13 protein-coding genes are annotated in these 13,919 nt (G+C 25.4%); 4 read left to right on the forward strand and 9 right to left on the reverse strand.

The genetic code is table 11. The annotated features are described in order from the left end of the window. Positions 1-283 precede the first annotated feature (283 nt). The 6 genes from ACYUEW_RS01690 to ACYUEW_RS01715 form a co-directional block, all read right to left on the reverse strand. Complete coding sequence (locus tag ACYUEW_RS01690; protein ID WP_163201222.1) at positions 284-1,372, reverse strand: PTS sugar transporter subunit IIC; 1,089 nt, start codon at positions 1,370-1,372, stop codon at positions 284-286. A 142-nt stretch (positions 1,373-1,514) separates the two neighbouring features. Continuing rightward, positions 1,515-2,327 (reverse strand): response regulator, encoded by an 813-nt coding sequence (locus ACYUEW_RS01695; RefSeq protein WP_460276103.1) that lies wholly within the window; start codon positions 2,325-2,327, stop codon positions 1,515-1,517. Then, the gene (locus tag ACYUEW_RS01700) at positions 2,324-3,622 is read right to left on the reverse strand and encodes an ATP-binding protein (protein ID WP_460276104.1); all 1,299 of its coding nucleotides are present in this window, start codon (positions 3,620-3,622) and stop codon (positions 2,324-2,326) included. The genes ACYUEW_RS01695 and ACYUEW_RS01700 overlap by 4 nt, the downstream gene beginning before the upstream one ends. A 167-nt stretch (positions 3,623-3,789) precedes the next feature. Then, positions 3,790-4,968, reverse strand: coding sequence for an SAM-dependent methyltransferase (locus ACYUEW_RS01705; protein ID WP_003488631.1), 1,179 nt, complete (start codon positions 4,966-4,968; stop codon positions 3,790-3,792). Between the two features lie 283 nt (positions 4,969-5,251). Continuing rightward, positions 5,252-6,430, reverse strand: a complete 1,179-nt coding sequence (locus ACYUEW_RS01710; protein ID WP_460276105.1) for a class I SAM-dependent methyltransferase — start codon at positions 6,428-6,430, stop codon at positions 5,252-5,254. A 250-nt stretch (positions 6,431-6,680) separates the two neighbouring features. After that, entirely contained in the window at positions 6,681-7,028 is a 348-nt protein-coding gene (locus ACYUEW_RS01715) for a DUF6483 family protein (protein ID WP_460276106.1), read from the reverse strand. Between the two features lie 326 nt (positions 7,029-7,354). Here ACYUEW_RS01715 and ACYUEW_RS01720 point away from each other — a divergent pair, with 326 nt between their 5' ends. Together ACYUEW_RS01720 and ACYUEW_RS01725 are read left to right on the forward strand one after the other, a co-directional pair. Further along, entirely contained in the window at positions 7,355-8,386 is a 1,032-nt protein-coding gene (locus ACYUEW_RS01720; RefSeq protein ID WP_030033591.1) for an ArsR/SmtB family transcription factor, read from the forward strand. 169 nt (positions 8,387-8,555) lie between these two features. Further along, positions 8,556-10,235, forward strand: a complete 1,680-nt coding sequence (locus ACYUEW_RS01725; protein WP_003488638.1) for an ABC transporter ATP-binding protein — start codon at positions 8,556-8,558, stop codon at positions 10,233-10,235. 237 nt (positions 10,236-10,472) lie between these two features. Here the strand turns inward: ACYUEW_RS01725 and ACYUEW_RS01730 are convergent, their stop codons facing one another. Continuing rightward, a complete protein-coding gene (locus ACYUEW_RS01730) occupies positions 10,473-11,099 on the reverse strand; it encodes a chloramphenicol acetyltransferase (protein WP_003488640.1) in 627 nt (208 codons plus the stop codon). 170 nt (positions 11,100-11,269) lie between these two features. Between ACYUEW_RS01730 and ACYUEW_RS01735 the strand changes: the two genes are divergently transcribed. After that, entirely contained in the window at positions 11,270-11,962 is a 693-nt protein-coding gene (locus ACYUEW_RS01735) for a TetR family transcriptional regulator (protein ID WP_460276107.1), read from the forward strand. Between the two features lie 29 nt (positions 11,963-11,991). Next, complete coding sequence (locus ACYUEW_RS01740) at positions 11,992-12,462, forward strand: GNAT family N-acetyltransferase (RefSeq protein ID WP_003488644.1); 471 nt, start codon at positions 11,992-11,994, stop codon at positions 12,460-12,462. 66 nt (positions 12,463-12,528) lie between these two features. Here ACYUEW_RS01740 and ACYUEW_RS01745 read toward each other — a convergent pair whose 3' ends face one another. Both ACYUEW_RS01745 and ACYUEW_RS01750 read right to left on the reverse strand, forming a co-directional pair. Further along, positions 12,529-12,858, reverse strand: a complete 330-nt coding sequence (locus ACYUEW_RS01745) for a tRNA-binding protein (RefSeq protein ID WP_003488647.1) — start codon at positions 12,856-12,858, stop codon at positions 12,529-12,531. 58 nt (positions 12,859-12,916) lie between these two features. Beyond that, positions 12,917-13,642: an AraC family transcriptional regulator gene (locus tag ACYUEW_RS01750; protein WP_460276108.1), complete on the reverse strand. Its 726-nt coding sequence runs from the start codon at positions 13,640-13,642 to the stop codon at positions 12,917-12,919. Positions 13,643-13,919: the final 277 nt, after the last annotated feature.

The following is a 13,919-nucleotide window of genomic DNA, read 5'->3' on the forward strand; positions in this document are numbered from 1 at the left end:
TATGATCCCACTAACCTAAAATACTTTTCATAATTAAAAATGTATCCATAAAATATTCTATGTTAGTTTATTTCTTTTATGACAAAATTAGGATATGGAAAATGGAAGGATGTTTTATATGCTAAAAATTAAAGGTTTATATAAAGAGCAAAAAAATTATAATACTTCATAATAAAATAAGGCATTATAAAGCCCCATGTATGTGCATGGAGCTTGAACAAGCTTAGCAAATATAAAAATATTTACTCTTTTATTTGCTAACTTAATTAACTATTTCATTGTATTAAAAAGCTTTACTTTTAGCAATTTCACCATTAATATTATTAACATCATCATTTACTTCATTAATTTCATTAATTGGAACTTCATCTAACTTGTAGTCTTTTCTAGCAAAACTTTTAAAAACAACTGATCCAACAAGTCCACCTATGGTTCCACCTATTACAGCAAAGGTAACAGCTATAAGAACTTTTTTAGGGTCATTAAATCCAAAGGGTGCTAGTAATCCTGGTATAGGAGATGCTGTTCCTGGAGCATTATTTATTATATTAAAATATGCTGCTGAAAGTCCTGCTAATCCTCCACCTAGAATATTTGATCCATATATAGGGATAGGATTTTTAGTTACTATTGGTGCTTGAGTTAATGGTTCTAACATTACTGCTATTATATTACTTTTATTACCTAATTTAAGTCTTTTAAAGATAATACCATTTGTAAAAGAGCCTCCAACACAGGCTATACCTGCGATACCCATAGCTAAGCCTTGTAGTCCAAGCATAGCTGTAACTGCCATTGAACTTAATGGTGAGGTGCATACAACTTTCATTATTCCACCAAGTAAGAATCCCATAACTAATGGGGATTGCTGTGCAGCTAAGGATATCATTTGTCCAATATTAACTAATGTAGCATTAACTACAGGATCTATTCCCATTGCTATAAATCTTGCTAAGGGAGCTATTAAAAGAGCTCCTACTATAGTATTCAGTCCTTCTGGTAATTTTTTATCAAACATAGGTGCTATAAGTCCTATAATATAGCCAGCTACGAATCCTGGAAGTATTCCATATCCACCTAAGGCTACACCTGCTACCACTGCATAAAGTGGATTAGCTCCCATAGATATTGGCACTAAAATAGCTGCTGCCACACCTCCCATAGATCCTGACACTGATCCAACTTTACCTAGAAAAGCAAAGTTTAAAAAATCGCCACTTATATATTTATGAATAGCTTCTACTAAAAAAGTTGCTACTGCTGCATTTGCTAGTCCTGACATAGCTTTACTTCCCTTAGGGGCTTTAAAGCTGAATAATGAAAATAATCCTAATGTAAATAACAATAGGCCCATTCCTTTAACAATTTCCACAATATGAAACCTCCCTTGATTCCAACTTTTCTGATAGTTTTCAGAATTAATTGATTATTTAGACTATATAGCCTAGCTTTCAAAAAGTTTCGGAAAGTTTCAAAAAGTATTTTGTTATAATTATAACAATTTCAAATACACTTTATTTATTAATGTAATAGGTTATTCCCTGTAAAAATTTTTTAACATTGACAGATCCTTTTTCAGAATTTTTCCCCCTTATATAATCCATTTCCTTCTTTACTTCTTCAAAACTAAAAATAGAATTTGAAAATTCTACAAAGATGTCATTCATATAATCTTCTATTCCTAAATTAGCAATATTATTTAAAGCTACAAAGGCTGTTCTTCTTATTCTTTGTTCTATTGATTTGGGTTTATCGGATATTTCTTTAAATAATTCTTTAAGAGTATATGTATCTTTAGAATTATTTTCAATTATAAATTCTATACTTTTTATTATATCTTCGCATCCTGATTCACCTAATATGCCTAATTTATTCATTATACTTTTAATCTTAGATGTAAAGGTATCCTCATCCTCTTTTTTTAATATAGAGTCTATATTACCTAATTTTTTTTTCATAATACCACTATTAATCACTTTTTTTAAAACAGATTTAACTTCAACTGCATTTATGGGTTTGCTTATATAAAACTCAATTCCATTTTCATAGGCTTTAGCTATCATATCTTTAGAGGATACTTGGGATAGCATTATATATTGAATATGAGGGTATTTAGATTTATATTCTCTAACTAAAGTTAAACCATCCTTTCCAGGCATCAAAAGATCTACAATAACAATATTTGGTTTTTCTTTTTCTATTAAAAATCCTCCATCCTCCCCATTTAGGGGAGTATCTTTTATTACTTCTCCTAGGCATTCATGATTTATTATTTTATTAAGAATTTTATGAACATTTATGTCATCATCTATTATTAATACTCTCAAATTCTTTCCCCCTCTAAAACATCTTTGGGTATAAAAATCATAAATTTAGTACCTTTTCCTTTTATAGATGTTAGCTTCACAATTCCATTTAGCTTAGTTTCAACTATATCTTTTACTATACTTAATCCAAGTCCACGATTCACATCTCCTGTATTAAAATCAATTTTAGTAGAGAAGCCTGTATTAAATACATATTTTTTATCTTCTTTATCTATTCCTTGGCCATTATCTATAATTTCAAAACAATGTCCACTTATATTATCAATGCTGGTATAAGTATGATTTAAACATACTAGTCCATTATTTATGTTCTCTAAAGAATCAATGCTATTCATAATTATATTTCTAAATATAGATATTAAATAATAATGATATATTGTATTAAAATTTTCTCCCTTTCGAATTTTAAAGATTATCTTTGTATTTTTAATTTCTATATTTATCATATGTCTTAATATATCTAGTATTTCATAATAATTCATACTATCTTTAAGTTCCTTTGTATTTGTTAATTCATTAACACCTCTAACTATCAAATTAAACTCTTTTTTTATTTCATGAATGTCTTTTGTAATTTCCATAGTTTTAGTTTTTAAAACCTCATCTAAATCTTTTTGGCTTACATCCATATACAACTTATAGGATTTTCCCATGACTTTTTCTATGTTATCCATAGATTTTTCCATAAGATAAACTTCACTTTTTAAAGTAGAATTTGATGCTAATAGCTTTATATATCTTTCTGTATGCTCTTTCTTTAGGAGGGTAGTATTATATCTAATCATTAAATTTATCATAACCCATATTAATGTTGATCTTAAGAATGCAACAAACAGTAATCCTATTATTATATTAAGACTAAAGTTTTCTAAATAAATAGTATGTCTAATAGACATTTCAGTAAAATTAGCAAAAAAATCACAGATAATGAGTTTAAATAAAAGGGAATTTAAATTTTTATTTTTAATATTAATAATAATAAAGTAGATAGTTATATAAACTAAGTAAAATATGAACTCTGGGAAATGATTAATTATACCTAATTTAAGAGCAGAGTTTATTTCACTATTTTCTAAGAAATAAACAAAGATTCTTATTATATATACAAGAAAAGAAGAAGTGATGGCCACCATTATTTTATCATCCATTTCAATCATATATAGTAGGATTATTAGAACTATAATACCAAAGGATATATTGAAATGATTAACAAATAATTTTATATATATTTGAGATGAAAACATAACTAAAAAGCCTATAAATATAAGTTGATTTAAATTGCTTTTTGTTTTCATTATTTTCATCTCCTTATAAAGCTTCTTTAATAGTAGTATTCAATAATTTTTTTAAATAACCTTTGAAAAGTCTATTAGAATAGCTGATAGTGTCTATTAATAAAACTTATTTTATATATTAAAAGAATAAAAACTGTTTCAATTATACTGAAACAGTTTTTATCTCTTTATTTATATAAGTAGTCTCTTGTCATAGGAATTTCATTATTTAATCCTTTTGTTAATAAAAATTGATGTAAATCTATTACTCCATAATGGAAGGAAGCAGCGCAGGCATTTAGATATAATCTCCACATTCTAATAAACTTATCATCGAAGCCTAGTTTACTAACTTCATCTAAAGAATTTTCAAAGTTTTTAGCCCAACATTCTAAAGTTTTACAGTAATGTAGGCGTAAACTTTCCAAATCGATCAAATGTAAGTCATTTTCTGCCATGTTATAAACTAGTTCTCTTGTAGAGGGGATATATCCACCGGGAAATATGTATTTTTTAATCCATTGATTGCCTTCACATTCTTTCTGAGCTGTTATACAGTGAAGTAGGAATACTCCATTTTCTTCTAATAAATCACTTATAGTATTTATATAAAGAGGAATATTTTTTCGGCCTACATGTTCTATCATACCAACACTTGCAATTCTATGAAACTTTTCTCCTGTTTTTAATAGTTCTCTGTAATCCAATAATCTAACTTCTACTTTAGCTTCAAGGTGATTTTCTTTTATTCGTTCATTAACTTTATCAAATTGTTCATTGCTTAAAGTTATTCCCAGTGCTTTAACACCATATTCTTTTGCTGCGGTTATTATAAGGTCTCCCCAGCCACAACCTATATCTAACAATCTTTGTCCATCATGTAAATTTAATTTTTTTAAGATATAATCAACCTTATTTAGTTGAGCTTGGTATAGAGAATCATCCTTTGATCTAAAGTAGGAACAAGAATAGTTCATAGTTTTATCTAACCATAATTTATAAAAATCATTACCTAGATCATAATGGTGCTGTATATCATTTTTACTATTTTTTATAGAGTGGGGGGTAATTTTGTATAACTTTTCAAATAGACAAGCTTTATGTAGAAAACTATCTTTATTTCTATATACTGACTCGATAATTTCTTGAATATTACCTTCAAAGTCTATAGTTTTATCCATATATGCTTCACCAAAAGTTAAGAAGGGGTCTTTTAAAATATCACTTTTAGATAAATGTTCATTTATTATTATTTTAAACTTTGTATCTCCTTCACCAAATTTTTCAGTTGTTCCATCCCAGAATTTTACTTCAAAGGTATCTGAGAATATGCTTTTTAAAAATTTTTTTAAAAATAACTTTTCCATTGCTATACCTCCTTAAGTACTTTTTAGAGTATAACCTTAATATTTAAATATATGCTTATAATAATATTTATTATTTGATTAAATATTTTAAACTTTTATACCTATATATGGATTAATTGTATTATATATAAATTATAACATAATTTATATAAATTTAAATGAGAATATTTATTATTTATATCTTTATAGGGGAAAAAGTTTGGCTTAAAGTAGCTAAATATCATAGAAATAGAATGCTACAGCATTGGTGATAGTCATTATCAAATAATTTTTGGTTTGTATTTTATTTATATAAGTAGTCTCTTGTCATGGGAATTTCATTATTTAATCCTTTTGTTAATAAGAATTGATGTAAATCTATTACTCCATAATGGAAGGAAGCTGCACAGGAATTGAGGTATAATCTCCACATTCTAATAAATTTATCGTCAAAACCTAATTTTTTTACTTCATCTAAAGAAGCTTCAAAGTTTTTAGCCCAACATTCTAAGGTTTTACAGTAATGTAGGCGTAAGCTTTCCAAATCTATTAAATGTAAATCATTCTCTGCCATGCTATAAACTAATTCTCTTATAGAGGGGATATATCCACCAGGGAATATGTAGTTTTTAATCCATTGATTAGCTTCACTTTCTGTTTGGGCTGTGATGCAGTGAAGTAGGGATACTCCATTTTCTTCTAATAAATCACTTACAGCATTCATGTAAACAGGAATATTTTTTCTTCCCACATGTTCTAACATACCAACACTGACAACTCTATGAAATTTTTCACCTGTTTTTAATAGTTCTCTGTAGTCTAATAATCTAACTTCTACTTGATCTTCAAGATGATTTTCTTTTATTCGTTCATTTACCTTATTAAATTGTTCATTGCTTAAGGTTATGCCAAGTGCTTTAACATTATATTTTTTTGCTGCAGTTATTATAAGGTCTCCCCAGCCACAGCCTATATCTAATAATTTTTGTTCTGGATGTAAATTTAATTTTTTTAAGATATGATCAACTTTATTTAGCTGAGCTTGATATAAGGAATCTTCCTTTGATTTAAAGTAGGAACAAGAATAGTTCATAGTTTTATCTAACCATAATTTATAGAAATCATTACCTAGGTCATAGTGGTGCTTTATATCATTTTTACTGTTTTTTATAGAATGTGGGGTGATTTTGTACAATTTTTCAAATAGAGAAGCTTTATGCAGAAAGCTATCCTTATTTTTGTATACGGATTCTATAACTTCTTGAATATTACCTTCAAAGTCTATAATGTTATTCATATATGCTTCACCAAAAGTTAAGAAGGGATCTTTTAAAATATCACTTTTGGATAAATGTTCATTTATTATTATTTTAAACTTTATATCTCCTTCACCAAATTTTTCACCTGTTCCATCCCAGAATTGTACCTCAAAGGTATCTGAGAATATACTTTTTAAAAATTTTTTCAAAAATAATTTTTCCATTGTTATATCTCCTTAAATACTTTTTATATTGTAGTTTTAAGATTTAAATATATACTTATAGTAAATATTTAAAGTAAAATGGTCAATTAGGATTTTGGGTATGATGATTTAGAATTTTAAAGTAAATAGGAGAATAAAATAGGAAAACAAGTGGTCATACCACTGTAAAGATGAAAATAAGGCATAATAAAAATGCAAAATATTTAAAAATATCTTACATTTTTAAAGAGCTGTTATTACTTTTTAAAAACTATAAATTAACTTTAAATTTTTTTATATCATCTAATCCACGATAGATTTCTTTTCTTGGAAAATTATTTTTATCTAAATATTCATCACTTTTTTCTAGTAATGAATTATAAAATTTAATGGCAACTTCATATACTTCAGGGGAGCTATTCTTTTCTAATTCATAAAAAATTAAATCTTCTGCTTCATTATAGTTTCCCTCATGAAATAATTTATTAAAGATTATTTTAAATATTTCTGTTGAGCTCATTTGATTAATATTAATTTTTTCACTGCATTCTTCTTTTTTATTAAAAATTGTTTTTCCTAATGATTTTCCAAACTCTTCGATAAGTTTTTCGATATTCATAATACTCCACCTTGATTTTTTTATTAATACTTGTTAAGTATATATTTATTGTTCATTTAAATATTCTTTATTATTTAATACCTATATATGGTTTGATTATATTATATTTGATTATAACATAATTTATAAAAACTATAATAGATTAGACACATATGAAATTGTAAAATTCTTTTATAAGTTAAATAATAAAGTACTGTTCATGGAATTTATTATTAGTTAATATAAAATAATTATATATTATATAAGTAATATGAATAAATATATTAAATTCATTTTTATGATATAATATGGATATTCTAGTAAATTAATTTATGGGAGTGAGTAATATGAAAATTGAAATACTTGATAAGTTAGATCCCATTTGTGAAATATTTGGATTGATTTATATGAGTCATAATTATGAAGAAATTATTGATCTCTTAATAAACGAACTCAATAATAATGGAGTTAATGGAGAATTATTTTTAAAGAAAAATTTTAAGGTGATTGATAAATATATAAAAACTTTTGATAAATATAAGGTTATTAATGAAAATGAAGTATTATTTTTCGAAGAAGATGATGCCTCTATTTTTATGCTAATTGCTTTTGTTTTAATTAATAATAAAGAGTTAATAGATTCTTTAGATATTATAACAGATAATCAGTTTAAATCTATAATTTTAGATGTTTATAATGAGATATCTGAGGAAGAAAGGACTATAGATTCTATTAGTACATTAAATAATATAATAGAGTTTTTAAAAGAGCTAGATCTTAAAGAGAATACTAAATGGAAGTTAATGATTATTTTAAATGATCCTAAGAAGTATTATAAATCTCTAATTAAGATAATAGAGGATAACAAAAGTGCATATGATCAAGCTTGCAAAGCTGTTGAAAAACCATTATCTAAATTGATAGGCAATTATATTAAATATGTTAATTCAAATAAATGTGAAGTATTAAATAATATTATAAAAAATAATGATAGTAATATTATTATAATTCCTACTCTAGCCTTTAGTACTTCATTATTTGAGTTTAAGAATACATACTTTATGGGTTTATTATATGAAATTATAGATAAAGAATATATTTATTCCATGGGAAATAAAGGAGAGCTTGTTTTAAAATTAAAGGCCTTAAGCGATAAAAGTAAATTAGAAATAATATCACTTTTGAAAGTTGGCCCTAAATATAGCTTGGAAATAGCTGAAGCTTTAAAGCTTACTCCAGCTACAGTTTCATATCATATGGGATCATTATTAGAATGTAGTATGGTTGTTGTAGAAAAGAAGCAGGGTAAGATATATTATCATTTAAATAAAACTGGATTAAAAAATTTTATAGATGAACTTAATAATACATTATTATAAAAAAATCTCTCAGTAGAACTGGGAGATTTTTTATTAGAATAAATTAGAAATATATCTAAATCATTTGACAAATATCTAATTTAGTAATATCATAAAAACATGAATTATATAATCATCTAATTAATTAGATGATTATATAATTAAGTTGATTTAGATTAGGAGAGTTGTTATGAGAGAATGTATTAAAAGAAATAAACTACTATTACTATTAACTATTATATTCAGCATAATATCATCAGCAGCTATGGTAGGGTTATCATTATTTATTCAAACTACTATAGATTATGTTACTATTGGGAATATGGATGGCTTTAAAAGGATATTAATATATTCAGTAGGATATGGTATTCTCATAGGATTGCTATATTTCGTATATGATATTTTAAGTAAGATGTTTATTAGAAATTTATTAAAAATGCTAAGGAATAAAGTATTTTTCGGTATACTTAGAAGAAATTATAAGGATTTTAATTCAAAAAATACAGCTGATTATATCTCAGTATTAACAAATGATATGAAATTAATAGAAGAGAACTATGTTGTTCCATTACTTTTAATTCTTCAATATAGTGTTATGTTTGGTGTAACAGTTATTCTCTTATTATACTTAAGCCCATTGGTTACATTAGGGATCTTTATAAGTATGTTATTAATTTTTATAGTGCCAAGTATATTTGGAAAAACTTTAGAAAATAAGCAATTAGAGCTTTCAAACAGATTATCATTTTTTACTTCTAAACTTAAGGATATATTTTTAGGATATGATGTTATTAGATCATATAATTTAAGAGACAATATAACTAAAGAGTTTCAGGAGGAGAATAATAATTTATCCAATGCAAAATTTACAGCGGATAAGATATTTGTAATAAATGAATCACTATCTCAAATATTAGGGCTTGGAACACAATTTGTAGCTATATTTTTATCAGCATATTTAGTTATAAAAGGTGATCTAACTATGGGAATGCTTATTGCTATTGTTCAGCTTTCCGCTACTTTTGTACAACCTGTAATAATGATAATGAGTAATGTTCCGAAACTTAATAGTGTTAAACCTATAATTAAGAGAATTGATGATTTTTCTAATTATGAAGATACTGATTTTGTGGGTAAGGATAAACCTTATTTTAATAATAACTTAGAGATATCAAATTTATATTTTAATTATGGCGCTGGAAGACCCGCTGTTGATAATATAAGTCTAAAAATAGATAGAAATAAAAAATATGCAGTAGTAGGAGGAAGTGGATGTGGTAAATCTACCTTAATAAAGTTAATGCTTGGGTATTATTCTGATTTTAGTGGAGATATAAAATTTGATGGAAACAGCATTAAGAATTTAGATATAGAACAGTTAAACAAAATGATTTCCATTATACATCAAAATGTATATATGTTTGATAAAACTATAAAAGATAATATATGCCTATATAAGGAATTCTCGAAAGAACAGATAAATAATGTTTTAAATTTAAGTGGTGCAAATAAATTTATAGAGGAAACAACTAATGGGTTAAATTATTTAGTTGGAGAAAATGGTAATAATCTTTCAGGGGGACAAAGGCAAAGAATTGCAATCGCTAGAGCGCTAATTCAACAAACACCAATACTTGTATTAGATGAAGGTACTTCTGCTATAGACATGCAAACAGCTTATGATATAGAAAGTAAACTGTTAAGTATAGAAAATCTGACCCTAATTACTATTACTCATAAAATGAGTGAACAATTATTAAGTTTATATGATGAGATAATATATATGGAAAACGGGCAAATAGTTGAAAAAGGAAATTTTAAAGAACTTTTAGATAAGAAAGATAAGTTCTTTAAATTTTATACAGTATAAAGAAGTAATTGTTTTAAAGGTGGAAGATTTAAAAGAATAATGAAAAGGAGCATATAAATGAAGAAAAATGGTTTAATCTAAAATATTTTATATAACAAATTTGGAAAGTCATAAGACTTTCCAATTGTTTTGTTTTAAAGCACGTATTGTTTCTGTATTAACAGTGAAGATGTAAACAATAAAATATCTTTCTGGATGATTTTTTAGAAGGGTAGTATTATATATAAAATTAAAGTATTATTTAAACTCATTAATAAAGTTTTGTAATTTTTCAATATACTTACCAACATGGATACCATCTAATAGCATGTGGTTTACTTGTACAGAGTATGGTAACAAAACTTTATTATCTTGTTTAAAATACTTTCCAAAGGAGATTCTAGGTATAGAATCTTCTTTATTCATTACAATTTCATTTGAAATACTAGTAAAGGATATCCAAGGTATACAAGAAAAGTATATTAGTTTATCTTGATTCTCAGCTACTTTTGGAAAATATTCTTTTTGATTTATTGAAGCTTCCTTTGCAGAATTTGAAAATTCTATAATATTATCTTTAAGAGGTAAGGTAACAATTTTAAATAAATTTTTATTAGATTCTATATCTGTAAATGATGGTTGTAAAGAGTCATGCAGAATGATTTTTCCATCTCTCATTTTATAACGAAAATCTTCTATTTCATTCATCACATGTGTAGAAGCATAGATAATACTATAATAGAATGATATTTTATTGCTTTTTACAAATCTCAAAAAATTTGTTACATCAATATTCATGCATATATTAAATTGTGGATTATCAACATTTTTAAAAAATTTATAATGCTCTATTCTTTCAAAATTATTAAAATCAATATACTTCATAATTCCTCCTAAATATAAATTTATTATTTTAGTTTAATACTATTTGATAAAAAAWAGTTATTTTTATTTGACAAGTAATAAAAATAACGATATATTAAATAATAACATAAAAACGACAGCAGTGTATAGTTAAACATATAATTAAGAAATTTAAATAAGGAGAAGAGTAGATGTCACCAAAAGTAAGTGAAAATTATAAATATGAAAAAAGAAAAGAATTATTAAATTCTGCTAGAAATGTTTTTGTGAAAAATGGATATTTAAGAACGAGTATGCAAGATATTATGGATGAGGCTAAAATTTCTAGAGGGGCTTTATATTCATACTTTAAAAATAGAGATGATGTATTTTTAGAAGTTCTTAAATTAGATGATTGTGAAGATATAAAGTCATTAGATTTTAGCGATAATGAAAACATATGGAATCAACTAATGATATGGATCGAAGGTATGCTAGATAATATATGTAAAATAGATAGAACTCTAACTCTTGCTAAAACAGAATTTTTTATATCATTAAATTATAAAAATCATAAAGATAAATTTACCTATATAAAAGATAGACACAATAGGCTAGAAAAGAAAATTGAAAATATAATTGAAGCTGGAATAGAAAGGAAAGAATTTTATCCACAAATGTGTATTAATTCAATTGCCATATATTTCATATCATTTTTTGATGGATTAATGTTAAATAGATTTAATTTAGATATGGATAGAAATAAGTTAGAAAAACAAGTTAATATATTTAAATATTCTCTAGAAAAAATACTTGGGATAAAAAAAAACAGAAGTTCTATCATAAAAATTTACATTCTGTTAAGTAATTATAAAAAATTATTTATAACAATGGCAAAATTATAAATTTAATCCTTATAAAGGGGGAATTTAAAATGAATTTTAGAGAAGCTAATGCAAATGATGTAAATGAATTGGTTTTATTATTTAAAAATTTGCAGGATATGCATAGTGAAAATGTAACTAATGTATTTAATCAAAATATAGATGAATATATATTAATGGATTATGTAAGTAAGGTTATATCAAGTGAAAATTATAATTTTTATATTGCGGAAGATGAAAAAAAGATAATAGGTGCATTAGAGGTAATAACTATTATAGAAAAAGATAATCCAGTATTTAAGAGTAGAGAATATGCATTAATAGATAAGCTTATAGTAGATAATTATTATAGGGGATATGGCATTGGAAGTAGGTTAATTGAATACGCTGAAAAGGATTTGAAATCTAGAGGAATTAGAGAGATAGAGATTTATGTTTGGGAATTTAATAAAGGTGCTTTAAATTTATATGAGAAAAAAGGCTATAAAACCATATGTAGAAGAATGGCTAAATCTATATAGTTTTAATGAAATAGGACTTACTGCTATAAAGTAAGTCCTTGGTTTATCTATTAATAAAATTATGTATTAACCTAACTTATCACCTTTTTTAACAGGCTGTTGTGGTTGAATTAATACCACTCCTTGTGTAGAATAAATGCCTAATACTAGTACCTCTGACATAAAATCGGCAATTTGTCTTGGAGGAAAATTTACCACTCCTAAAACTTGTTTACCTACAAGCTCTTCTTCTTTATAACATTCAGTAATCTGGGCACTGGATTTTTTTATACCAATTTCGTTACCGAAATCTACCAATAGCTTATAAGCAGGCTTTTTTGCTTTTTCAAAAAATTCTACTTTGATAATTTCTCCAACTCGTATGTCTAATTTCATAAAATCCTCAAAATTAACCATAAAAACACCTTCCTTTATTCTATTATAGCTTTTTGGATAGATAAGTCTTTTCTAAAATCTAGATAGTTTTTAGCTTATTTTTTGATTTTTTTCTAAATTCAGTAGGTGATGTTTTTTCTAAATGCTTAAATACTCTAGTAAATGATGAATTATGGTCATAACCCACTATTTGGGAAATTTGTAGAATTGTTAAGTCTGTATTCAAGAGAAATTCTTTTGCTTTTTTCACTCTAAGATTTTGTATATACTCAACAGGGGAGATCTTCATTTTATTTTTGAACCATTCACTATAATAACTAATATTGTAATGCTCAATAGCTGCTAATTTTTTTAAATCTATATCTTCTGTAAAATGTTCATTAATATATTTTATAGAATCAGGTATGCTTTCATCCGTAATAAAATGATAACAGTATAGGAATAAGTCATTGATGGAACTAGAACTTTTTTTATTGGCAGCTTCATTTAACAATAAATATCTTATAGCTTCCCATTTATCATCAAACAAAAATTCCTTTCCACCTACCATTTTTTCCATATCATATTTATTAAGTATATTAGTAGGTATATCTAAAACCAAAAATTCATTACTCTTATTAGCTCCAAAGGTATGTTTACAATCTGGAGGAAGAAAAAACAAGTGCTCATCTTCTAATGGTAGTTTTTTATAATTAGTTTCTATATAAAGCACTCCATGAATGGGTAAAATTAATTGAGCATATGAATGAGAATGTGTATTAAATTTATAATCATATATTCTACGTTCACATTTTATACTATTCAAAAGTATTCACCTTTTTCTTTTTACATAATGTAATTGTAAATTGATGTAATAAAATTATTATAACATAAGTTTATTATTTTCTACTCATATAGCCTGTCATATACTCGTAACAGAACTGGATTCCAACTGGTTTAGATTTGTTAGTTGTAAGTTACAAGTGGATACTTATAAAATATTTTAAATCAGCTTATTCCTTTTATCTGATGACTACACGCTCTAATACTCCTATCTTCTTAAAGTTAAGAGTAAAGAGCGGCTACGTACCTGGATAATGATT

Source organism: Clostridium sp. CTA-1, assembly GCF_054768215.1.

Bases quoted from the DNA above. Each gene is read 5' to 3' on its own strand.
- ACYUEW_RS01700 (WP_460276104.1), bottom strand. From the start codon at position 3,622: ATGAAAACAAAAAGCAATTTAAATCAACTTATATTTATAGGCTTTTTA.
- ACYUEW_RS01705 (WP_003488631.1), bottom strand. From the start codon at position 4,968: ATGGAAAAGTTATTTTTAAAAAAATTTTTAAAAAGCATATTCTCAGAT.
- ACYUEW_RS01710 (WP_460276105.1), bottom strand. From the start codon at position 6,430: ATGGAAAAATTATTTTTGAAAAAATTTTTAAAAAGTATATTCTCAGAT.
- ACYUEW_RS01715 (WP_460276106.1), bottom strand. From the start codon at position 7,028: ATGAATATCGAAAAACTTATCGAAGAGTTTGGAAAATCATTAGGAAAA.
- ACYUEW_RS01720 (WP_030033591.1), top strand. From the start codon at position 7,355: ATGAAAATTGAAATACTTGATAAGTTAGATCCCATTTGTGAAATATTT.
- ACYUEW_RS01725 (WP_003488638.1), top strand. From the start codon at position 8,556: ATGAGAGAATGTATTAAAAGAAATAAACTACTATTACTATTAACTATT.
- ACYUEW_RS01730 (WP_003488640.1), bottom strand. From the start codon at position 11,099: ATGAAGTATATTGATTTTAATAATTTTGAAAGAATAGAGCATTATAAA.
- ACYUEW_RS01735 (WP_460276107.1), top strand. From the start codon at position 11,270: ATGTCACCAAAAGTAAGTGAAAATTATAAATATGAAAAAAGAAAAGAA.
- ACYUEW_RS01740 (WP_003488644.1), top strand. From the start codon at position 11,992: ATGAATTTTAGAGAAGCTAATGCAAATGATGTAAATGAATTGGTTTTA.
- ACYUEW_RS01745 (WP_003488647.1), bottom strand. From the start codon at position 12,858: ATGGTTAATTTTGAGGATTTTATGAAATTAGACATACGAGTTGGAGAA.